At 45.0% G+C, this 23,487-nt stretch carries 17 protein-coding genes; 7 read left to right on the forward strand and 10 right to left on the reverse strand.

Annotated elements, in window-relative coordinates:
• Positions 1–31: 31 nt before the first annotated feature.
• The 4 genes from B5D35_RS09515 to B5D35_RS09530 form a co-directional block, all read right to left on the reverse strand.
• Positions 32–1,114 (reverse strand): ketoacyl-ACP synthase III, encoded by a 1,083-nt coding sequence (locus tag B5D35_RS09515; RefSeq protein WP_078752351.1) that lies wholly within the window; start codon positions 1,112–1,114, stop codon positions 32–34.
• Between the two features lie 253 nt (positions 1,115–1,367).
• Positions 1,368–2,738, reverse strand: coding sequence for an SLC13 family permease (locus tag B5D35_RS09520; RefSeq protein ID WP_078752352.1), 1,371 nt, complete (start codon positions 2,736–2,738; stop codon positions 1,368–1,370).
• A gap of 237 nt (positions 2,739–2,975) precedes the next feature.
• Entirely contained in the window at positions 2,976–3,653 is a 678-nt protein-coding gene (locus B5D35_RS09525; RefSeq protein ID WP_078752384.1) for a SanA/YdcF family protein, read from the reverse strand.
• A gap of 124 nt (positions 3,654–3,777) precedes the next feature.
• On the reverse strand, positions 3,778–5,469 hold the full coding sequence (locus B5D35_RS09530; protein ID WP_078752353.1) for an NAD-dependent malic enzyme: 1,692 nt from the start codon (positions 5,467–5,469) through the stop codon (positions 3,778–3,780).
• Positions 5,470–5,862: 393 nt separating this feature from the next.
• On the opposite strand from B5D35_RS09530, the gene B5D35_RS09535 reads away from it, so the two are divergent.
• Positions 5,863–8,211: a helicase-related protein gene (locus B5D35_RS09535; protein ID WP_078752354.1), complete on the forward strand. Its 2,349-nt coding sequence runs from the start codon at positions 5,863–5,865 to the stop codon at positions 8,209–8,211.
• A 42-nt stretch (positions 8,212–8,253) separates the two neighbouring features.
• Here B5D35_RS09535 and B5D35_RS09540 read toward each other — a convergent pair whose 3' ends face one another.
• Both B5D35_RS09540 and B5D35_RS09545 read right to left on the reverse strand, forming a co-directional pair.
• Positions 8,254–8,736 (reverse strand): YajQ family cyclic di-GMP-binding protein, encoded by a 483-nt coding sequence (locus B5D35_RS09540; protein ID WP_078752355.1) that lies wholly within the window; start codon positions 8,734–8,736, stop codon positions 8,254–8,256.
• Between the two features lie 42 nt (positions 8,737–8,778).
• Entirely contained in the window at positions 8,779–9,852 is a 1,074-nt protein-coding gene (locus B5D35_RS09545; protein WP_078752356.1) for a 3-deoxy-7-phosphoheptulonate synthase, read from the reverse strand.
• 373 nt (positions 9,853–10,225) lie between these two features.
• On the opposite strand from B5D35_RS09545, the gene B5D35_RS09550 reads away from it, so the two are divergent.
• On the forward strand, positions 10,226–11,029 hold the full coding sequence (locus B5D35_RS09550; protein WP_078752357.1) for a putative PEP-binding protein: 804 nt from the start codon (positions 10,226–10,228) through the stop codon (positions 11,027–11,029).
• A 195-nt stretch (positions 11,030–11,224) separates the two neighbouring features.
• Positions 11,225–12,061, forward strand: coding sequence for a CvfB family protein (locus B5D35_RS09555; RefSeq protein ID WP_078752358.1), 837 nt, complete (start codon positions 11,225–11,227; stop codon positions 12,059–12,061).
• Positions 12,062–12,286: 225 nt separating this feature from the next.
• Here the strand turns inward: B5D35_RS09555 and rsmF are convergent, their stop codons facing one another.
• The 3 genes from rsmF to B5D35_RS09570 form a co-directional block, all read right to left on the reverse strand.
• Complete coding sequence (rsmF, locus tag B5D35_RS09560) at positions 12,287–13,714, reverse strand: 16S rRNA (cytosine(1407)-C(5))-methyltransferase RsmF (protein WP_078752359.1); 1,428 nt, start codon at positions 13,712–13,714, stop codon at positions 12,287–12,289.
• Positions 13,715–13,846: 132 nt separating this feature from the next.
• Complete coding sequence (locus B5D35_RS09565) at positions 13,847–16,471, reverse strand: MlaD family protein (protein ID WP_078752360.1); 2,625 nt, start codon at positions 16,469–16,471, stop codon at positions 13,847–13,849.
• Positions 16,455–17,675, reverse strand: a complete 1,221-nt coding sequence (locus tag B5D35_RS09570) for a paraquat-inducible protein A (protein WP_078752361.1) — start codon at positions 17,673–17,675, stop codon at positions 16,455–16,457. Before B5D35_RS09570 ends, B5D35_RS09565 begins: the two co-directional genes overlap by 17 nt.
• Positions 17,676–18,047: 372 nt before the next feature.
• Between B5D35_RS09570 and B5D35_RS09575 the strand changes: the two genes are divergently transcribed.
• The 4 genes from B5D35_RS09575 to B5D35_RS09590 all read left to right on the forward strand — a co-directional run bounded on the left by B5D35_RS09575 (position 18,048) and on the right by B5D35_RS09590 (position 22,097).
• A complete protein-coding gene (locus B5D35_RS09575; protein ID WP_078752362.1) occupies positions 18,048–18,506 on the forward strand; it encodes a GAF domain-containing protein in 459 nt (152 codons plus the stop codon).
• 114 nt (positions 18,507–18,620) lie between these two features.
• Positions 18,621–19,277: an RNA chaperone ProQ gene (proQ, locus tag B5D35_RS09580; protein WP_078752363.1), complete on the forward strand. Its 657-nt coding sequence runs from the start codon at positions 18,621–18,623 to the stop codon at positions 19,275–19,277.
• A 17-nt stretch (positions 19,278–19,294) separates the two neighbouring features.
• Positions 19,295–21,301: a carboxy terminal-processing peptidase gene (gene prc / locus B5D35_RS09585; RefSeq protein ID WP_078752364.1), complete on the forward strand. Its 2,007-nt coding sequence runs from the start codon at positions 19,295–19,297 to the stop codon at positions 21,299–21,301.
• Between the two features lie 139 nt (positions 21,302–21,440).
• Positions 21,441–22,097: a lipocalin family protein gene (locus B5D35_RS09590; RefSeq protein ID WP_078752365.1), complete on the forward strand. Its 657-nt coding sequence runs from the start codon at positions 21,441–21,443 to the stop codon at positions 22,095–22,097.
• Positions 22,098–22,150: 53 nt separating this feature from the next.
• Here B5D35_RS09590 and pncB read toward each other — a convergent pair whose 3' ends face one another.
• A complete protein-coding gene (gene pncB, locus B5D35_RS09595; protein ID WP_078752366.1) occupies positions 22,151–23,311 on the reverse strand; it encodes a nicotinate phosphoribosyltransferase in 1,161 nt (386 codons plus the stop codon).
• Positions 23,312–23,487 lie beyond the last annotated feature (176 nt).

Below are 23,487 nucleotides of genomic sequence, written 5' to 3' on the forward strand. Positions count from 1 at the left end.
GAAGAAGGCAGCGTGAGCTGCCTTCATTGTTTTACTTGTTCGCGTTTTCTTTGCAGTGCTTTACCGCGTCTTCAAGCAACTCAAGGGCTGTTTTTCCAACATCAGGCAGTTTTGCATCGGAAACAGAAAGCGGTGTCGTGCGTGCGCCCCATCGAATGATACCCGCTCCCCATGTTAGCCCCGCTCCGAATGCGGCCATGAGTAACGTACTGTTAGGCTTAACGGCGCTTTCTTCAACGGCTTCGCACAGTGCAATGGGAATTGTGGCCGCAGAAGTATTTCCATATTTATGGATATTCACAAATGCTTTTTCTAGAGGGATTTTAGCGTGGTCGCAAAGCGCTTCAATGATGCGTTTGTTCGCCTGATGTGGCACCACCAAATCAATATCTTCCGCTGTCATCTCTGAGCGAGAGAGTACCGCACCAGCGGCAGAACCCATCCCCTTGACAGCGCGTCTGAAGATCTCTCTACCAACAAAGTTAAAATCAAAATAACCATTGTCTTGGTCAAAGCGTGCCATTGCGGTACCAAATTTAGGGACGGCTAGTACATCGCGACCTTCAGCATCACAGCCTAATTTGGCTTGCAATAGACCGACTTCTTCTTCAGAGCGACTAAGTACAACGGCCCCGGCACCGTCGCCAAACAGAACGGCTGTATCACGCTTACTCCAGTCCAAATACCAACTAAGCCTTTCAGCGCCGATGATCACTGCATGTTGATACGCACCAGCTTGGATCATGCGTGTGGCAGTTTCCAGGGAGTATAGGAACCCGGTACACGCGGCATTTAAGTCAAATGCCGCAGCATTGACAGCGCCGAGCTCTAATTGAACTTTAGATGCGATGTTAGGAATAAGCGTGTCAGGTGAACATGTTGCAACAATAATGAGGTTGACGTCTTCAGGGTTAACGCCTGCAGCGGCCAGTGCATGCTTTGCTGCAACCGTTGACATGTCAGAAGTGTTTACATGGCTGATTCGTCTCGCCTTTATGCCTGTGCGGCTAGCAATCCATTCATCTGATGTTTCGATAATAGTGCTGAGATCGTCGTTCGTTAACTCTGCAGGCGGGAGACATTTTCCCCAGCCCGTTATTTCTGCATATGGCATGAGCATCTCTTATCGTTGTCATTGAAAATTCAGTGTACCCGTGGAGTTAGTATGAAACAAATCGATAAGCCATGTATCTAACTTTGCTCAAAAAATTCGTTTTCTTTCTGTTCGTGTTTTAAACATTTATAAGCAAGATGAAAGTAAAAGCCTTGCTATTTATAGACGGGGTCAGACGGTGCGGTGGCAATGAATTAAAGGGGAATTTGAAGGAAATGAGCCGCATAGATAGCATGCGGCTCATTGAACGCACTTACCAGAACATCCAGGCAAACAGAGAGAGAACCACGATGGCTAGAATGTTCAGGTAGAAACCGACACGCATTATCTCAGACTGCTTTATGTGTCCTGATGCGAATATAATGGCGTTAGGCGGCGTTGCCACTGGTAACATAAAGGCACAAGAAGCCGCAACAGCAATCAATGCAGAAAGCACTACAGGGGAGGGACCAAGTGCTTCGGCGACAGTGGCAAAGACAGGCACGAGTAGCGCCGCACTTGCTGTATTACTCGCGAATTCAGTCAAGAATACAACAAAAGCAACAACGGTCAGCAATGTAAAAAAGATCCCTGCAGATGAAAGAAACGAACTCAGGGACTCTGCCAGGAATACACTGGTGCCCGTTGCTTTCAATACATTGCTAAGACATAAGCCACCCCCAAACAGAAGCAGTACGCCCCAATCGGTTGTTTTTTCGATATCCTTCCACTTTATGACGCGTGTTGCACCCAGCAGAACAATCGCGGACAGAGCAACGAGAGAGTCAAACTTGCTCAATCCACCCAACATTTGGTTAATGGGTTTGCTAAAAATCCAACAAAAAACAGTTAGACCGAAAATGGCCAGTGTAAGGCGCCTTTCGTTGGTCCATTCAATGGGCTTATGGTCAAGTTCGAAGGTGTGTTTCAGATTTGGTTTGGTTAAGACGTACAAAAGCGCGACAGTCAGAGGCAATAATATAATGGTGATTGGAAGACCCAATGCCATCCATTCAGCAAAATTTAGCCCAGTTTCGGCCGCTGCGATAGCATTTGGAGGGCTACCTACGAGGGTGGCAATTCCCCCAATACTTGCGCAGTAGGCGACACCGAGCAAGACAAAGACATACGTGCCGCGCTCAGATTTTGCGTTTACTTTACTTAGCACGCCCAGCACCAAGGGAAGCATCATGGCTGCAGTCGCGGTATTAGAAATCCACATTGACAAGCCCGCGGTAACACCAAACAGCATAAAGACCGCAACGCTCATTTTTCCCTTGGCAACAAGCAGCACTTTGTCCGCAATGGCTTGGTCCAATTTCTGGACATGTAGTGCAGCAGCAAGTGCAAAACCGCCGAGGAAGAGAAAGATGATGGGGTTTGCAAAGTTCGCGAGCGCTGCGGGCGTTTTGAATATCCCTAGCCCAACAGCAAGAAGGGGGACGAGAATCGCGGTGATACTTACATGCAAAGCTTCCGTAAGCCAAAGGATAGCGATAAACGCTAATAGACTTAATCCAATGACGACATCTTTTTCATAAGGTAAAAAGTTTAATAGCAGAGTAAATAAAACGATATCGGCGATGAGAATCAGGCTGTTTCGATTCAACAGCCAATCTCTAACCGCGAGAGTCAGCGCTGTCATAGTGACTTCCTCAACTGTGTATTAGGGGTGTTTGGTTTGCGTTAATTGTTTGTTTTGACGTTGAGGGTATTATTGCGCCAATTGGTTAAGGGGAATTAGCTCAAACGCACAATATTAACAAGGTGTTACGCGAGTGTTTTTATTTGAGAGGTGCCAATTTTTAAATGGGTATTAATCCACCCATTAATGAAGGCTAATCACAACGTCGTGATGATTAGATGTTTGCACGGAGGTGGGCTAGTCAGCCAGAGATGGTTGTGGCGCACTTGATGGCTCGACCAAGATGGATTCTTTGGGACCAAGGAACTTAGGCTGCTTGTTCAGTACATAGATATCGAGGACGGCTTTTACACGTGCGAGTGTTTCTCTTGCGCGGATCTTCAATCCAGATAATCCTGACGGGCTTGGAACGGCAAGGCATATAGCGTCAATGTTGTAGTAGTCCGCGATAAACAAAGCGCGTTCACAATGGAATGCTTGTGTGACCAAGGTAAACTCATCAGCGTCAAACACCCGCTTTGCGCGAATGATTGAATCCAGTGTTCTAAAGCCCGCGTAATCAAGATAAATACGCGATTCTGGAATACCCGCTTTCAGCATATCGCGCTTCATTGTCCAGGGTTCGTTATAGGATCGGTGGGCGTTGTCGCCACTTAGGAGCAATACGTCAACCTTGTTCTCTTGATAGAGTTGCTGAGCGGCTTCTATGCGATACGTATAATACGGGTTGCGTGTTCTGCCGATGTACTTACTGGTACCAAGAACCAAGCCGATGTGACGCTGCGGGATCTGTTCGATAGATGTGTATATTCGGTCGGATGCGTTTAGCGTTACCCATAAATCCATCGCCACGATGGAAGCGATAGACAATATAAAAAAGGCACTGATGGCTAAAAATACTTTTCGCAATGACATCTCGATAAGAAAGGTATTAAAACGGCGCAGAACCAGAAGGTTATACGAAAACGCATGAAATAACAAAAAGAACCTCCACATTACAGCGCAATGCGGAGGCTCAGATGGTCAAACGTTGGACGGTCTAGAATGATGTTCGTTTGTATTGACGATACTTTGGTTGCCAGAAAATAGCATCAATGCGTTCAAGTAGCGCATCTTCAGTGAGTTCCAGTGCGACACCTTGTTCAATCGCTTTTTTCGCAATGGCAATGGCAATGTGTCGAGAAACTGTCTGAATTTCCTCTAAAGCAGGCAGCAAGGGTCCATGACCTTCCTTCGCGAGAGGTGAACATTCTGCGAGTGCTCGGCTTGATTCCATCAGCATTTCATCGGTAACACGTTTTGCGTCGACAGCAAGTACACCAAGTCCGATGCCCGGGAAAATGTAGCTGTTGTTACATTGCGCAATAGCAATGGTTTTACCGCCGTCCAATACAACAGGTTCAAAAGGGCTACCTGTAGCAACCAATGCTTCGCCATTCGTCCAACGGAGAATATCGAACGGTGTTGCTTCGACACGGCTTGTTGGGTTAGAGAGCGGGAAGACAATAGGACGTTCGCAATGGCTGTGCATGGCTTTGATTATTTCTTCAGTGAACAGACCCGGTGCGCCAGAAACGCCAATTAATACTGTAGGCTTCGCGTTGTTAACCACATCAAGCAACGATATGTTTTGGTCTGCCAAAGCCCAATCTTCAATGGATTTTGATTTCTGCACCAATTTCTGTTGGAAATCTAACAAGTTTGGCATTGCATCGATCAATAAACCCCAGCGGTCGACCATGAACACACGAGAGCGAGCTTCTTTATCGCTAATGCCTTCTGAGACCATTTGAGCGATAATGGCTTCCGCGATACCACAGCCAGCAGAGCCCGCACCTAAGAAGGTAATGCGTTGTTCCGAAAGCTTAGTGCCGGCAGCTTTACAAGCCGCAATCAAAGAACCCACAGTTACGGCAGCAGTTCCTTGGATGTCATCGTTAAAGCAGCAAACGCGATCTTTATAACGCTCTAATATTGGCATCGCATTTTTCTGCGCGAAGTCTTCAAACTGGATGAGAGCATCGGGCCAGCGGCGTTGCACGGCTTGAATGAATTCTTCAATAAATTCGTCGTACTCTTCGCCAGAGATGCGAGTATGACGCCAACCCATGTACATCGGGTCAGAAAGGCGCTGTTGGTTGTTTGTACCGACGTCAAGCACTATAGGGAGTGTATAGGCGGGGCTGATGCCACCACATGCGGTGTACAAAGACAGCTTACCAATAGGAATGCCCATGCCGCCGATTCCTTGGTCACCAAGGCCAAGAATACGTTCACCATCGGTGACTACGATAACCTTTACGTTGTGACGAGAGGCATTATTTAGCATTTCATCAATACGGAAACGGTTTGGGTAGGAAATGAATAGGCCACGACCTCTGCGATAAATTTCAGAAAAGTTCTCGCACGCTGCGCCTACCGTCGGTGTGTAGATGATTGGCATCATTTCGGTGATGTGATTATTCACCAGTCGGTAAAACAAGGTTTCATTGGTGTCTTGGATATTTCTCAGATAAATGTGCTTATCCATGTCATTGTCGAAACGCATGTACTGCTTGTAAGCGCGTTCTGCTTGTTCTTCAATCGACTCAATCGCCTCAGGCAACAAGCCTTCAAGGTTAAAGAACATGCGTTCTTCTACGGAAAATGCACTGCCTTTATTCAGCAGCGGAGTTTCAAGCAAAGCAGGCCCTGCGTAAGGGATATATAGGGGGCGTTTTTGATTATGCATGGATGAAAACAACTCAATTTGTTTCAGGACAATAAGACAGGAAAATACAATTAAGGAAGATCATAGGTGAATTGCCCTAAGAGTGTAGTGTTGTTGACCCAAGGTATTCAAGGTGAAAGTGGCTTTGACTCATAAGAGCTTTCAAAACAGTGAAGTTGTCCAATATTGAGGGGTGGATAGCGACACATTTGTACAGAATGTGACATTACCTTTAACGCCGATGCAAATTAAAAGACACGCAAACCACCTGAGTGAGTATGACATCGCGGGGATGAATAATTACCGTGAATACGGCTGTGTTCAGTATTGGTAAGCAAGATGCGTCGGTTCCTGCATATTTCTGGCGTTTCGTTTAAACTACGCAAATCTGACTTTTTACATAAATAAGTAGTAATGACAACGCCTACGCCTTTAAAGCTTCCTCTCGATCCGTTAAAAAGCGATGTCGAAAGCACCATTCAAACAAGAAATATCATCGTTCAAGCCGATACAGGTACAGGTAAATCAACAAGATTACCTGTTTGGGCTATGTCACTGGGAAAAGTGCTTGTTGTGGAGCCTAGACGTGTTGCCTGTACTTCTTTGGCTTCGTTTGTTGCGGAATCCCTAGGCTGTGACGTCGGCTCTGATGTGGGGTATGCCATTAAGTTTGATTATTGTTTCAATGAAAATACCAACATCATATTTGCAACACCGGGTGTTGTTTTACGTTGGTTTTCAGAAGATAAACTGGCGCAATTTCAAGTTGTCATGATTGATGAGTTTCATGAAAGGCGTGCAGAAACCGATTTACTCGCGGCACTATTACTTAAGAATGATAAACATCGGTTGATGATCACATCTGCCACATTGGATAGTGACCGACTTTCCCACTATTTTGACGCAGACGTACTCAAAGCAAATGTCGAGAGTTACGGTGTCACGGTTAGCTACCATGCGCGTGATAGTCAGTTTATGCCGAATGCAAGAGACATTGAACAGCGACTTGTTCCTGTCGCAGAAACTGCAATTGAACGGGGTGGTGATGTTCTTGTTTTCTTACCGGGCAAGAAGGAAATTAACACTTGTCAGGGCCTACTAAAACATCTTGATGCCGACGTGATTCCGTTACATGCATCCGTGTCCGACGCAGACCGAAAGCGAGCATTGGAAATGGGGGAAAGGCAGCGTGTTGTATTGGCCACCAATGTCGCTGAGACGTCGCTGACTATTCCTGGTGTTGTCACCGTTATTGATACGGGATTAGAGCGTAGGACGCATCAGAGAAACGGGCGCACAGCGTTGGCATTGCACGCTATTTCTCAGGCCAGTGCGAAACAGCGCGCCGGCCGTGCAGGACGAATTACGGCGGGCTTTTGTGAAAAACTCTATGGTGCACATGCGCCATTGGAGTTATTTACGCCACCAGAGTTAGAACGAGAGGATCTGATTGAAACCATGCTGGCGGCGGCCTGTTGCGGTTATTGTTTAGATGAGCTTGCGTTTCTTTCATCGTTACCCGAAAAATCACTAAAGTCTGCCAAAGAACGTTTGTTGAACATGCGCTCTATCGACGACGAAGGTCACGTGACAGAGCATGGACGTTTGCTATATCCGCTACCAATAGACTCGATATTTGCACACCTTATTACTGGGATGACGACCAAAAGCAACCGCGAAGCCATGTGCGACTTGGCAGCGGTACTGCAAACACCAATGCGGGTTTGGCAAAGACAAAGCGGCGACTTGGCATTCGACGCATATAAAGAGTGGAACAGTACGCTGTGTGACGTTGTCACAAGCGTGGCAGTGATTAGAGGTGAACAGCCAGATGAAGTTGTTGTTGATACGTTAGCGTTGAATGAGGCGCGGGTACTCAGTGCATCGTTAAGAGAAGCGCTGGGATTGCCGCAATGGGAAGCAGCATCTCGATTTGACCGCGAGCGCTTTCTCCGAAACGTCATTGAAGCCTCGGCTGAACTCATTTATGTACGAAGAGAAAAGCGTCAACAAGCGTTTGGTAATGGTAGCTGTGAAGTCGTATTGAGCCGTGACAGTGATTTTCCTGCAGATCCACAAGCCGCGATTGTGTTTGACCAATTTCACTTAGCGGGCAAAGGAAGCAAACAAACAACATCTTACGCTACCTGTCTTGCCCCGATTTCGTTCAAGTGGATTGGAGAGGCGGGCTTAGGTGAGTGGGTCGTTGTTGAGCATCAGAAAAGAGATGGTGTATTACTGGACTGTAAGCAACGCGTTTATGCTGGAAGAGTGATTGAAACGACCCAACAACAAGCAGAAGGCCAGGGGTTAATTCTTGCCATGTGCCATCAGATATTGAATGGGGAGCTGTTTCCAGGTGTGGGGGCGGAACTTATTGAAGCTGTCGCGTATTGGAATTTGTTCCAACAGTTTGAAGCCAAACAGCCAGAACCCACGATTGACGTATCCACATGGTTATGTGACCGCCTGATAGCGTTGGGCATTGAGTCTCAAGATGATATTGAATTAATTGACGAAAAAGATTTAACGTTTGAGGGTATACCCGACTGGGAACTTAAAGACTTTGTGTTGAAATATCCGTTGCGACTAACATTGGCTGAATTGCACGTCTCTGTGGAATACAACAAGATCAAGCGAACAGTGATTGTTCATCATGAAAAAGGAAGCAGAAAGGATGGCCCAAAACGTTGGGAGTTACCGCAGTGGAAGGGATGGAAAATACAATATAAAAAGGCGAGCCGCGTTATCACTATTATCTAAGCTAAAACGCCCGAAGAGGGCGTTTTAACGATAAGTCGATGATTAATCGCGGAAGTTTTCGAACTGGAATGGTTGACCTAGTTCAGCTTCACGAACAAGTTGCATCACTTGTTGCAAATCATCTCGTTTTTTACCCGTAACGCGAACTTGTTCGCCTTGGATCTGGGCTTGAACTTTGATTTTTGAGTCTTTAATCATCTTAACGATTTTTTTTGCAACCGCTGTTTCAATACCATTTTTGAAATGTACATCGGCATAGCATTGCTTACCAGAATATACGAAATCCTTTGGCTCCATTGAGCGAGCGTCAACGCCACGTTTGGCCAAGTTACCGCGCAATATTTCCAACAACTGGTTGACTTGGAAGTCAGACTCAGAGGTAACTTTGACCACTTCCTTTTTAAGTTCGAAGCGTGCTTCTACATTGCGGAAATCGAAGCGAGTACCGAGTTCACGTGTAGCATTATCTACAGCGTTTGATAATTCAACGCTGTCAATTTCCGATATGATGTCGAAAGAAGGCATTATTTTTTCCTGATTGTTACCTGAAAAATTAACCGAATAATATCACAGAGCTGCTGCTTTTCCATTTCGCTGTCTAACGGCGTCAGACAGCATTTGAAGCATGGCTTCTGTATCTTCCCAGCCCAGACAAGGGTCAGTAATAGACTGCCCGTAAGTCAGTGCGTCGATATTGTCTTTGTCTACCGCTTGGTTACCTTCGGTAATAAAGCTTTCTGCCATAATACCTGCAATATAACTGTCGCCATCTATGATTTGTTGGCAGATATCAGCGGCGACATCCATTTGGCGTCTGTGCTGTTTTTCACAGTTGGCATGGCTAAAATCGACCACTAACCTTGGAAATAGGTTGAATGATGAGAGATTCTCAGCAGCATTGGCGACATCTGCGCGCTGATAGTTTGGTTGATGTCCACCGCGCAAAATAACGTGGCCATGTGGGTTACCGCTGGTGCGATAAATCGTCATTTGCCCTTGTTTGTTCGGGGAGCAGAACAAATGGGATGTCTGACTAGAGCGAATCGCATCAATCGCGATCTTGATGTTACCGTCGGTGCCATTTTTAAAGCCAACAGGACAAGACAGGGCTGATGCCATTTCACGGTGGATTTGTGATTCGGTCGTCCGCGCACCAATCGCGCCCCATGTGACAAGATCGGCGATGTATTGGCCGGTGATCATATCAAGAAACTCGGTCGCGGTTGGCATGCCAAGTTTGTTCACATCAAGTAGGAACTGGCGTGCTTTAAACAAGCCTTCTTGTAGCTTGCAGCTCCCATTCAGTTCAGGATCGTTGATCATGCCTTTCCAGCCAACGACAGTACGTGGCTTTTCGAAATAGGTGCGCATGACGATGTGCAGCGTATCCATATGTTGATCGGCGAATGCTTTTAATCGTGCGGCGTAATCTAAACCCGCTTTAGGGTCATGAATTGAACAAGGGCCAACAACAACCAGCAAACGGTCGTCACGTCCCGTCAGAATGTCTTCAGTTTTTTTGCGCGCGTCACCAACGTGCTTTGCCACGCTATCAGTAATTGGAGAGGCTGCCTCTACTTCTGCGGGCGTTGGCATCGTGTCAACGGCTTGCGTTCTTAATTCGTCGGTTTTAATAGGCATGGACACTGCCTTCCTTACATCGTCTTTGTTGCGAAGGCAGTAAGATAACAAAATTTCGTTCACATAAAAGTAGCGATGTGATCTTTCAGCAATTTATTCTCTAAGTTGCTTTAGTTTTGTTCGCCTTCTGTCGTTTTGATGGAATATTGTTCCTATGTGATAGACCGTATGTAAATTTAATATTTTCACTTGTAACGGTTTGATGGTGTGGGTATGTTTTGTAGTAGATGGACGAAAATCAGGCGGTTGCGAGTTACAACCTCATCGTTATCAAAAAAAATGAGCCTTATATACCCAAACAACTTGAAGATGCAGGATTCAGCGAGATTGGGTATAGGCATGTCTGTTTTTTTCTAAGTAGTATTGGTGCGTTATGTCTCAAATGGATTTGAAATCTTCACTCTTGCTTAAGCATTCATCTCAATTGGATGCTGCTGAAGCCCAAATTGGACTGGTCGCACTTAGCGGGCTCTATCAAGAGCTCGTGGGTGAACATCCTTCAGTCCTTTCTGATATAGAAAGTGCAACACAGAAACTCGTTGCTACACTCGTGAAAGCAAGCAACGCGAATGGTGGCAGGTCTCTGCGCATCTTATTAAACGATGAGAGTGCACTCTATTTTGGCGCTCTAAAAGGTGGTGAAATTGAGCCCGCTGAAGCGAACCCAGCGATGGGACTTCGTGGTGTTTCACGTTTTGCTAGTGAGGTGGGTAAGCCGGGCTTTATCTTTGAATGTCAGGTATTGAAAAGGGCGATGGAGAAAGAAGGCATTGCCGTAGAAATTGTTGTTCCTTTCATCCGTACGTCCAGTGAAGCGGCGACGATGATCGATTTACTGGCAGAGCAAGGGCTTTGCCGTGGTGCGAAAGGACTGAAAGTATCACTTGCCTGTCAGGTACCTTCCAACGCACTTTTGGCAGAGACACTATTGGCGTATTTCGATGGCGTTGTGGTTGATGTCGATTGCTTGGCAAGTTTCACGCTAGGTGTGGACTATCGCTGCTCGGCTTTACCCTATAGCTTCTCAAAACATAACGAAGCCGTGCGAGGTTTGATTTTGGATACAATCAAAAAGACGCAGTCCGCAGAAAAACCCGTGCTTGTTTTGCTAAATGAGGAAGACAAGAAGGTCATAGAGCTCGTAGAAGGTGCGGGTGTAGAGTTGATTTTCAAATAGGGACATCGGCTAAAACACGAATAAACGCCACTTGAAGTGGCGTTTTTGGTTTTTGTCGAATGAGATAAACTGCTTGTCTGCGTTTGAACAGAACAATAAAAAGGCAATCACACTTGAGTTCAAAAATTACTGCACCGCTCTCGGCGTAAATCTCGTATACTGCGCCTAATTAAAAAAGAGTGAGTAAAAAGGTCAATGATTAAGATCGGTCAGGTGAACACCCTAACAGTGGTCAAAGAAGTGGAATTTGGCATCTTTGTTGATGGTGGTCGTGAATACGGCAATATTCTTTTGCCAAAGCGCTACGTGCCAAAAGGAACACTGTTAGGTGACGAAATTTCTGTGTTCATTTATTTCGACTCTGAAGACAACATCATTGCGACCACTGAAAAGCCATTGGCTGAGGTTGGTCAGTTTGCCAAATTGAACTGCGTTAGTGCTAACCCTGTCGGCGCATTCCTTAACTGGGGGCTTCCGAAAGACTTGTTGGTACCTTTCAGTGAGCAGCGTATCCGTATGCAAGAAGGAAAATCTTACCTTGTATACCTATACCTTGATAACGCCTCAGGTCGTATCGTTGGTTCAACCAAATTCAACAAATTCCTTGATAAAACACCAGCACGCTATGAAAAGGGTGAGCAGGTTCATATCACTGTGGTTGAAGAAACAGAGTTGGGCTACAAATGCGCAGTGAATGACATGCACTGGGGTTTACTGTTCAAAACAGAAGTGTTTGGTAAATTGTTTGTAGGCAATAGTTTGAAAGCCTACATCAAACAAATGCGTGAAGACGGAAAAATTGACTTGGCGTTGCAAAAGCTGGGTAAAGGCAAGGTGGATGACCTGTCTGAGAAAGTAATCCGTACCCTTGAAAAGAAAGGCGGTTTCCTTCCAGTGAATGATAAGAGCAGCCCAACACAAATTTTTGAACTGTTCCGTACCAGTAAAGCAACGTTTAAAAAGACCATTGGTGGTCTTTATAAAGAGCGCCGAATTCGAATTGAAAAAAACGGTATTTACCTAATTAAGTAAATCAAAAAATTTAAAGAGGCTGCCGATGGCAGCCTTTTTTGTGACTGTCAGTAAGCTTGAGCAAGTATAGATAAAAAGAGCCCGGAACGATTCCTGGTTCCGGGCTTAGGGGAATGGCTCGTAAGAGCCTTGCGCTAACTGGTTTAAATGGAGATTTGTAACACTTCAAACTTTAGTTGGCACAAGGTGGTGAGCGCGTTTCAAGCGTGAGACTTTTAAAATCAATCACGCAAGAAATAGGTTAACGTCTCTAACTAGTTCTCTTGGAAGGCCATTTTTAATTCGGTTGCCAACCCATTTACCTATCCCGATAGGTTGTTGGCGATAGCAGATAATGATTTCACCTTTAATTGGCGTTATTTCTGGTCGAACATCTCGACCCATATACCACTCTTTAGCATCATCAACTGATAGCTCAACGCAGTTTGCTTCCTTGCCAGTCGCTAATGCCATTACCGTTTCATGTTGCCAGCGGTAACCATTTTTATGTGTTTCTGCAAGCTTCAAACCAATACGGTCAAATTTAATTTCCGGCAGAATATCTTCGATTGCCTCAGGGAACATCCATACTTCTTTGTCGCGAAGCCAAATATTTGAAGATTTGGGGATGGTCAACTGTAAGCTGTCTTTAAGGGCCTTTGCAGCAGCATCAACATCTTTCGTGCTTGCTTTTTGGAAAGGGAAATTGCGCGGACGCTTTTTCACCATCTCGCTACCTACGCTTTGCGTTTTTCTGATCCGCGCGACAAAGAACCCTTCGCTGTCAAAAATCTGAGGGAATACGTGCAAGAAACCTTCTTCAGTACATGCGTCTCCAGCATTTTCGAAGAGTTGATTGAGCGGTTCGAAGGCAACAGCATCACCAAACAATGATTTGATGTGATGACAAACATCCTGATTTTCTTCACGGCTGAGCGTGCAGGTTGAATACACGATGATCCCACCTGGCTTTAGTGCGTGAAAGGCGCTTTCTATCAAATCCTTTTGTGTATTCGCAATATCATTGATGGACTCAAGGCTCCAGTTTGCAAAGGCGTCTGCATCTTTACGAATTGTCCCTTCGCCCGAGCAGGGGGCGTCTAACAAGATGGCATCGAAAGTTTCAGGTAGCCAACCGCCAAACACGCGGGCATCGAAATTGGTCAGCGCAGAGTTATAAACTCCACAACGAAGCAGGTTTGCGTGCAGTACTTTTACTCGGCTTGCCGAATACTCGTTGGCTACCAATACACCACGGTTCTCCATTGCTGCCGCGATTTGCGTTGTTTTAGATCCCGGCGCCGCGGCCATATCGAGTACGCGCGATAACTCGCGATCTTCGTCAAACAAAGCGGTAACAGGCAGCATTGAACTAGCCTCTTGGATATAAAAAAGTCCAGACATATGCTCGGCGGTATTGCCAAGAGGGACTGAACTGTCAGTCTCTTCAATCCAAAATCCGGTTTCACACCAAGGAACAGGAGACAGGGTCCATCCCTTTTCCGCTGCACGTACTTTAAAGTCATCAACGGAGATTTTGAGCGTGTTAACGCGGATGCTACGGCGCAGAGGGCGTTTACATGCTTCGATAAAATCGTTCATTGATAGATGAGAAGGCAGGGTGTGTTCCATGTGTTTAAGGAACAACTCCGGAAATACGATATTTGGATGCACCAGAAAGGTCTCGCATGAAGTTCTATTGAACCGCGAAGTTTATAACGTTACACATAGCTCTACAAGGCGCGGTGGCAAAGCATAAGAAAGGCGTTTTGATGATTTCAAAACGCCTTACTGAGAAGTGTTAAATTAGTAGGATGGGATTGCCGTACGCCAGAGTTCCCATTCATCTTTTGGAGAACTGTGCAGTAAGTAGTGCTGATCAGAACGCGCGGGTTTTGCTAGTTCGACACTTTCAGGTGTCGCGAAGGCGATGCCTCCTTTGATAACGCTTTCTAATGTGCCGCTTTTCACCGTCGCCCCGGTCAAACCAATAGAAACATCAATGCCTGAATCGTTCCAGAAAACAGTATTCTGACGGACAAGGTGTTTGTAGGCGTCACTGACCTTAATTTCAATCAGTACACGATCGGCAAATCGACCAAGTCGTACATCCGTGACTGAGCCAACTTCGAAATCCCTAAATAGGATAGGGGTGCCAACAGCAACTGAACCGCGCGTTTCACTTTCCAGTACAATGGTTAGGCCACCAGCGTATTCTGCGGCGTTGTGCAGCGTGAACGCTTTACGCTTGTTTCCTTTACCTGGAACAACAGAAATGTAGGCACCAAATAACGAATCCAGGTTTTCTGTTTTTGTTAAGCTCAACGTAGGTTGAGCTACCCAAAAATAGCTGGTCGCTTTCGCAATTCGTTCCGCATATTCGGGATAAATAATGGCAGACACGACAACGCCATCCGTTTCAAAATCCGGTTTAAGTTGGGTTACTTCACCAATATCAACACCTTGATAACGAATGTTGCTTCCTTCGCTAAGACCATTTGCAGTTGTTGAGGCGAAGGTAATCGCGAGGCCGAAGTTCTGTGCGTCGCTTAGGCTATCGTAGAGGATCCAGTCTCGGCCCTTTTTGTTGTCGATACCTTTAATATCACCAAATGCGATACCGCCAGCAACGATGGACTTAAGAGAGCCTGTATTGACTTCTACGCCGGAAAGACCTGCCTTTATATCAACACCAGATTGGTTCCAAAAAACCGTGTTCTGATTGATAAGGTGTTTGTAACGGTTTTCGATATTAACAATGACTTCAATATTCTCTTTCATTAAAGAAAAATTGGAGACTTTGCCAACTTCAAAGTTTTTGTACATGACAGGGCTACCTTCGGACACGGAAGGGAGTTTGTTAGCGAGCAGTTTAAATGTGGTCACGCCTCGCTCAGTTTCTTTGGCATTTCGGGCTTGAATCTCAGACTTAAACAGAGGGTAGTTTTCGGCGGCTCCTTCTGTTCCTTCGCTGGTGAAACTGATCGCCGGATCCGCGATTTGAGATACTGCTGGAACGGAAAACTCTACGCCTTCTGATGTAATCTGGCCTGTGACGCCACCGAGAATATAGAAGCGAGACTTACTCTTCACGAGATGCTTGTGATTAGGATAGATCACCAATTCCAGTTCGACGTTGTCGGCATTGAGTTTCGTCGTATTGATGAAGCCAACTTGTAGGCCACGGTAAAGGACTTTGGTGTTCTTACCTAGACCCCATGAATTATCGGCGTCTAGCGTCACCTTTAGCGCGTTCGGGTCATCAGCAATGATGGACTCTTTTGTTTTTGCAGAGAACGTTCGAGCATCCTCGCCTTTACCAGGGTGTAGCGATAGTGTGTTGCCAGTGATCAGGTTCCCAAGGTTCTTAAAACCACTTAAGTTAAGTTGTGGTTTTTCAATTATAAACTCACTCCCTGATTTCAGCATCCAGGCCATCTCGGGGTTAATATTTGCTGTGGCAATTGTGCCGGAGAAGTCGGCGTTGAATTCAATGCCATTAAGCCTTCCTACCTCTAAACCTTGATAAAGAATGGCGGACTGAGGATTTCGAATGCCGTGATCTGGCGGTAAATTTAGCTCGACGGTAATGCCACGGTCTGTATCGTTAATCGATTTATAGAGCGTAAATGTTGCAAGATCCTCGGCTTGTTTACTGCCATCGGGAGAATCAAACGCAATACCCCCTGCAATCACAGAGGCTAGGTTTTCCACTTGCACATCAAGACCATTGAGACTGATATCGGCATTGATACCGCTAACGTTCCAGAACTTTGATGCTTTTGTTACAAGAGAGGCATGTTCTTTTTTGACTTTTAGTGACAGGGTCACGCCACTTTTGTCTTTATTGAGTTGATAGTCGTAGACTTCACCAACCAGAATTTTTTTAAAGTAAACACCTGAGCCAATACTTAGAGAGCCTAAGTCAGGTGCTTCGAGTTGTATATGCAGGCTATCGTCGTCAAAAGCGTCTTTGGGGGGCTCATCGGCGGCGATGAAAGTGGTTCGCTCTGCGCCAGAGCCAGGCTGTACGGCAATATAATTACCAGATACCAACGCATCAAGGCCGCTTATGCCTGTGATTGATGCTTTCGGTCGCACAACCCAAAACACTGTGTTTTGGCTAAGAATTTTCGTTGCCTCAGGGTAAATATCAGCTTCGGCGTAGATACTTTTCAAATCATCTGAAAGCGTGACACGACGAATCATACCGACTTCCAAACCTTGATATCGTATCGTTGTTCGTCCGGCCTGAATGCCTTGTGCGTCAGTAAAATAAATTTGAATGCGCTCACCCGCTTCATTGACGGAGCGGTAGAGTAGCCAACCAGCTAAAACAAAAGCGAGAAGGGTGAAAATCCAAAGCGGAGAAATGCCTCGGTCCTTCTTAACGGTAGGCTCAATCACTTGAGAATCATTTATGTTGCTCATACTTGTCCCAAATAAGTCGAGAGTCTAAGCTTTCTGCGGATATCATTGTTAAAACAACAACTAATCCGAAAGCAATGGCACCGGGGCCCGGTGTGAAATCGAGAAGATTACCTCGGTCAATTAATGACACCATGATTGCGATCACGCAAAGATCCATCATTGACCATTTCCCTATCCATTTAACAAAGCGATAGAGTTTCATACGCTGACTGCGACCACTTTCAATTCTGAAATGGATACAAATCAGTATGTAAGCGAGACATACAATCTTTACAACCGGTACGATGATACTGGCGGTAAAGATGATGATTGCTATGCCGTACATTCCTTGTTTAATCAAGGCAGCAACGCCCGAAAATATGGTGTCTTCTAACCGTTTACCATTCGTGATAAGAATGGAAATGGGGTAGAAATTCGCAGGGAAAATGAAAATAACGGCGGCAAGTAGCGAGGCCCATGTTTTTTGAATACTTTGATGGAATCTCGGCTCTAGCTGAGTATTGCAGCGACTGCAATGCACATGTGAATGACATTGGGCTAGCCCGCAGTGATTACAACTGATGACCTCGCCATCGCCGTCTGGTCTTTCTGTGTCCAGAGAGGATTCTTGCCCCCGCTTTTCGCTGTAGGCGTCCCAGTAGCGTTTTGGCGATACGCGAGATAAGAGAATCGCAATGAGCACTTGAAGTAACACAAAACTAAATAGGCCTTGTCCCACCATAATGTCCGCATAATCTCGAACCTTGAATGCAGCGATGGCAAGGCTAACGAGGAAGACATCAATCATTACCCAATGGCGAACGACTTTAATGGCATATGTTGCGATATACAGCGTTTTCGCATTGGTATTGTGAAGGGAAAGGTGAGAAGCAAAAATCGCAAATAGATAGACCAGGGGGCAAAACGCCGTACAAAAAATAACAAGCGCACCCACAAAAGGAAACGAGTCGAGCAAGGTGATGGCACCACTTGTAACAGTGGTGGAAATGTTAACCGCGAACAACTCAATGTTAAGTAAAGGGAAAAGTTGCCCCGGAATGAGAAGCGCAAGTGCTGCAAAGGCGATAGCCAGTTCACCAGAAAGGGTGAGAGATGAGCGTTTGATGACTCTTGCACCGCATTTCGGGCAGCATGCACTTTGGCCAACAGAGACCGGTATCTTCTTTAACAGTAAATCGCAAGAAGAGCATCTAAGGACGTGCATATTCTTAACCTTGCAAAGATCGCATACGAACCTATAACAGTTTACATCTCTTGTAGAGATAACTAGTAGGGCTGTCTCGCGGACTAGATAAGTCTTGGAAGACGCGCTTTTTTATTGAGATCTACAGACAAAGGTACTGATGAGATCGCATGCTCGCTAATTATAGGTGGCTATCTTAATCAAACTGTTAGTTTTACACACCTTTTTTCCATGCTTTGCTCTTTATGCCCTGAAAAGAAAATCACTTTTTCCTAATGAGTGACCAAAATACAAGCAAGGCGCACATAAAACGTTCGTCAACTTAAGGCAGCATTGAATAAAGCGCCATTCCGTTTTAAGGTTGCACACGATTTGTATGTAAGCAGTAGTCTCATGGAAAATAAAGCCGATTTTTATACATTGCTCACTCGCCAAGCCGTCGCATTGGTAGAGGGAGAGCCCAACTTAATCGCAAACCTTGCGAATGTTAGTGCGCTGTTGTTCCAATCACTGCCAGACCTAAACTGGTCTGGTTTTTACTTGGATGATGGCGAAATGCTGGTGTTGGGTCCTTTTCAAGGTAAGCCAGCATGCGTGCGTATTCCCTATGAGAAAGGTGTGTGCGGAAGTGCCTTTACGCAGAAAAAGGTGGTAAGAGTCGAAGATGTTCATCAATTTGAAGGGCATATCGCATGTGATGCAGACAGTAATTCAGAAATTGTTTTACCTTTGTATATAAAAGAGAAACTCGTCGGTGTGCTGGACATAGATTCACCAATTTTAGCAAGATTCGATCAAGATGATGAAACAGGTCTCACTTTATTGGTCAATGAATTGCAAAAACACCTCTAAATTTAAGCTTCTTTGTGGTTTTTCACGCAGAGGTATCTATAATACGCAGCACTTAATTTGTTAACCCGTACACTCTCTATTGTGCGCTCGTAACACAAAGAGACAGGAAGAAAGATGGAAAACACTGAAAAACTAGCCAACAGCAAGCAAGTTATCGCCTACATTGCTGAACTTTTCCCTAAATGCTTCACATTGGAAGGTGAAGCCCGTCCTCTGAAAATCGGCATTTTTCAAGATCTGGCTAACCGCCTTGCTGATGATGCTAAAGTCAGTAAAACTCAGCTACGTGCAGCACTACGCCAGTATACATCTTCTTGGCGTTACCTATACGGTGCGAAAGCTGGTGCGATCCGCGTTGACCTAGATGGCAACGATTGTGGAGAGCTTGAGCAAGAGCATATTGATCATGCTCAAACTGCACTGGCAGAAAGCAAAGCGCGTGCAAGTGAGCGTCGTAAAGAGCAAGCTGCGAAAAATGGTGATAAAAAGCCAGGCGCGAAAGAAAAAAGAGCACCAAAAGCAAATAAATCAACAGCTAACCCTTCAAAATCTCGACCAGCTAAGGCAAAAAATACTAAGCTAGATAATAAGCCTGCTGAACCACGTCGTGAACTCAAGGCTGAAGACATTGTCGTAGGTAAAGACGTAAATGTTAATATGGGCAATGGCAACATGCCTGCTACGATTGTAGAACTTAACAAGGGCGAGGTGCGCGTTCGTTTAAGCAATGGCCTGACCATGCTAGTGAAAGCGGAGCACCTTAGTTCATAAAGGAGAAACCTCGACGCATGATTTGTCGATTCCGCTTTTCCGCGATTGCTGCTAGCTTAATGCTAGCGGCATCCGCTCAGGCCTTTGAGGCCAAATTTGACGCTGCTGATATTCCTACTCTGGTTTCTGAACCTCAGCACAAAACTGCGAGCAAAAGAATCACTCGCCGTTTTGAAAAATCTCACTATAAGCAATTCTTACTTGATGACGAATTTTCATCTGAAGTTTTTGAGCGCTACTTAGAAACACTTGATTTCAATCGACTGTTTTTTACCCAAAATGACATCGATGAACTCTCGAAGTGGCAACTCCAATTCGATGATCAACTTCGTTCTGGTGATACAACCGCTGCGTTCGATATTTTCAATAAGTCGCTACTTCAACGTTTTGACCGTTACCAGTACGCATTAGCGTTATTGGATAATGAGATTAAATTCGATGTTGATGAAAGTATGCTTGTTGATAGAAGCGAGCAACCGTGGGCTAAAAACCAAGAAGAGTTGAATGAGCTCTGGCGTAAGCGCGTTAAAAACGACGCATTAAACTTGAAGCTCGCAGGTAAAGAATGGCCGGAAATTCAAGAAACACTTTCTAAACGATATAACAATGCTATCAAGCGTTTGACGCAAACGAAAAGTGAAGATGCTTTCCAGCTTTACCTTAATGCGTTTGCTCGTGAAGTTGATCCACACACAAGTTATCTTTCTCCGCGTAATGCAGAACAATTCCAGTCAGAAATGAACCTTTCGTTAGAAGGGATCGGTGCTGTTCTTCAAGTCGAAGATGATTTCACCGTGATTCGTTCACTGGTTGCAGGCGGCCCAGCATCGAAGTCGAAGAAGCTGTCACCGGGTGATCGGATTATCGGTGTCGCACAAAGCAAAGATAAAGTTGTGGATGTCATTGGATGGCGCCTTGACGATGTCGTTCAGCTGATTAAAGGTCCTAAAGGTAGCACTGTGAAACTTGAGATATTGCCGGAAGGGGCAAACTCCAAGAGTTACACTGTCACGCTCGTAAGGGACAAAATTCGGTTGGAAGATCGCGCTGTTAAATCTGAAGTGATTGATGAAGGGAACGCCAAAATTGGTGTTATCTCTGTCCCGAGTTTCTACGTTGGCTTAGCCGAAGATACGAAGAAAGAAATCGCTAATCTGAAGAAAGATAAGGTTAACGGTATTGTTATCGATCTTCGTAACAATGGTGGCGGAGCATTAAGTGAAGCATCGGCATTGACGGGGCTGTTTATCGAAGGCGGGCCAGTCGTGCAGGTTCGAGACAGCTATGGACGCGTAAAAGTAAATAGTGATAGTGATAATGCTATTTATTACGATGGTCCGTTAACAGTGCTGATTAACCGTTACTCAGCATCGGCGTCAGAAATTTTCGCTGCTGCATTGCAGGACTATGGAAGAGCCGTCATCCTTGGTGAGCAGTCGTTTGGCAAAGGTACCGTTCAACAACATCGCTCGCTGAATCATATTTATGATCTCTTTGATAAACCATTGGGTCATGTTCAATATACGATTCAGAAATTCTACCGCATCAACGGTGGTAGTACGCAGAATTTAGGTGTTGTTCCGGATATTCCATTTCCAACGGCAGTTGATCCCGAAGAAACCGGTGAAAGTGTTGAAGAAAACGCACTACCATGGGACAGCATTACACCTGCTGCCTATGAAACGGTTAATCACTTAACACCGTTGGTGAAGGATCTTGGTTCTGCGCATCAAACTCGAATCAATAAAGACAAAGAGTTTGGTTTCATTCTCGATGACATTGCAGAGTACAAAATTGTCAAAGATGACAACGATGTTTCTCTGAGTGAAAAAGAGAGAATTCAAGAGCGTGAGGATGCGGATAAAAAACGCCTCGTTCGGTTAAACGAACGTCAGGCATCGCTAGGTAAACCTTCATTTAAAAATTTGGATGATGTACCAAGCGACTATGAAGAGCCTGATGCTTATTTGGATGAAGCTGCCCTGATCACATTAGACATGGCAACACAGCTTCAACGCGGCTGATACTCAGTGAAAACGACAAAAAGGCGAGCATAATGCTCGCCTTTTTTCAATGGTTAAAATATCATTTATACTATTAACAATCTCGTAACTCGTGATCTTTGTCTAAAATATATTAAACAATACGAGTTAGGGGAAGCGCATGAAAAAACTGCTCAGTCTCGCCTTGGTCATCTTCTTTCTGGCTACACCTGTAAAGTCTCAAGATCTCACTCAACTCGATTTCCCATTGCTTATTGGTGATTGGTACTGGTTTAGCTCAGATCAGTCCACATCGGCATCTGGTGAAAATGCCTACAAAGCGATAAATATCAGCTTTAATTCAGATTTTCGATTCAGTGTGAAGCTTTTAAAACGGGATGGTTCGGTGGAAGAGGCGGTGGGTGTTTATGATCTAGACGAATCGACTTTAGTCTTGAGTGATGATTACGGAGAGACTCAACGTCACTTCTACAAACTCAATCACAATCAACTGTCTCTTCAAGGTGCGCAGTTCACAAAAGTATTGCCAAACAATTTATCGGGCACTTGGCATAGCAATGTTATATCGGGAAAAGATGTTGATGAACGTGTCTCAGATTTAGCGTTGGTACTGCGTCCTGATTTTTTATTCTCCGTTAAAGTGTCTGGTGTCGAAGGACGTTCAGTTACTCATCGTGGCGTTTACTATTTAGAAGATGATCATCTCGTTTTAATTTATAGAGGTGGGCAGCAAGATTCTGTCTTTGAGTTGCAAGCCGATACGTTAAAGCTAAGCAATAATCAGTTTGGTATGGAAGCGGTATTGGAAAGAAACTAGCCACGAACATTGAATTTCTTTGATAATAAAAAGGACGCATTGCGTCCTTTTTATTAGATATTGAATGCTTTTCTCAGCTCGTTTAAGTATTCGTTATCCTGACAGATGGATTTTCCAGGCTCGTCAGAAATTTTGGCAACGGGTTTACCGTTGCAAGTAACGAGTTTGATAACGATATTTAGGGTTTCGACCGTTGGAAGGTGACACGTCAACTGTGTTCCAATACCAAACGAAGTATTGATTCGTCCAGTAAAGTGGTGATGAATGTTAACCGCTTTTTCCAGCGTTAATCCGTCAGAAAAGATCAGGACTTTGTCTAAAGGATTAATGTTTTGGCTTTCGTAATGGGAGATAGCTTTCTCTCCCCAAGCAATCGGATCACCACTGTCGTGACGTAAGCCAATGAATTGTTCACTTAGATGTTTGTTAAAGTCATTCAGGAAAGCATCCATATTGATGCAATCGGTGAGGGCGATACCAAGTTTGTCTGGATATTCTTGTAGCCAACGATGCAACGCAAGTTGTTGAGAATCGGCCAGATCTCCAGCCAATTGTTGATGCGCTTGGAACCACTCGTGAGCTTGGGTGCCCACGGCAGGAATACCGTGTTTCATTGCCAACTTCAAGTTTGAGGTGCCAACAAAATGATCACAGTGATTGACTAGATGAGAAACGATAGCTTGGTGTACGGCTTTAGAAAAACGACGTCGTGTTCCGAAGTCTACAAACTGAAAGTCTTTTTCAATGTTGGATAGTGACGCTAACTTAGTTTCTAAAAGCTCAACGGCTTGAGTGGGCGTTGCCTGTGAATATAAATCGTTACAACGTAACTCACAGATAATCGCAAGTAGTGGTACTTCCCACAGGATGACGTCTATCCATTTGCCTTCAATGCGAATGGCGAGTTGATCATTCTCGATAGAAACAGAAACCTGATCAGCGTTAAGAGAAAAGCCTTCTAAAAAAGAGAGGTAATCGGCTTGGTATAATCCCAATCCTGATAAATAGTTAATCTCTTGTGCTGAGAAGCGGAGGCTAGCTAATGACTTAATTTCTTGTTCTACAAGGTTTTTTAGTTCAGCGAGGCTCTCATCGCTTCGGCAATGAAACTCAGCAGCAACATCGACTTCCGGATAGTGATGGAATATCGCTTGTTGCATATTTAGTTTGTAGGCATCCGTGTCTAATAGTGACGTAATAATTGGCTTAAGCATGCCTTAAAAAGTACCTCTGAAACGTTTTAGCTGAGATCTTCAATTTACTACCCAGAGTAATGCAATCTTGGGCATAAGAGTGCAAATTTAACGCCAAATGGCGCGGTTTAGTCAACCCTCAAGTAACCCCATTTTCATAGGAAAATATGGGATGTTTGGGGTTAATGGGTTACGCC

Source organism: Enterovibrio nigricans DSM 22720 (genome assembly GCF_900167155.1).
GTDB lineage: Bacteria > Pseudomonadota > Gammaproteobacteria > Enterobacterales > Vibrionaceae > Enterovibrio > Enterovibrio nigricans.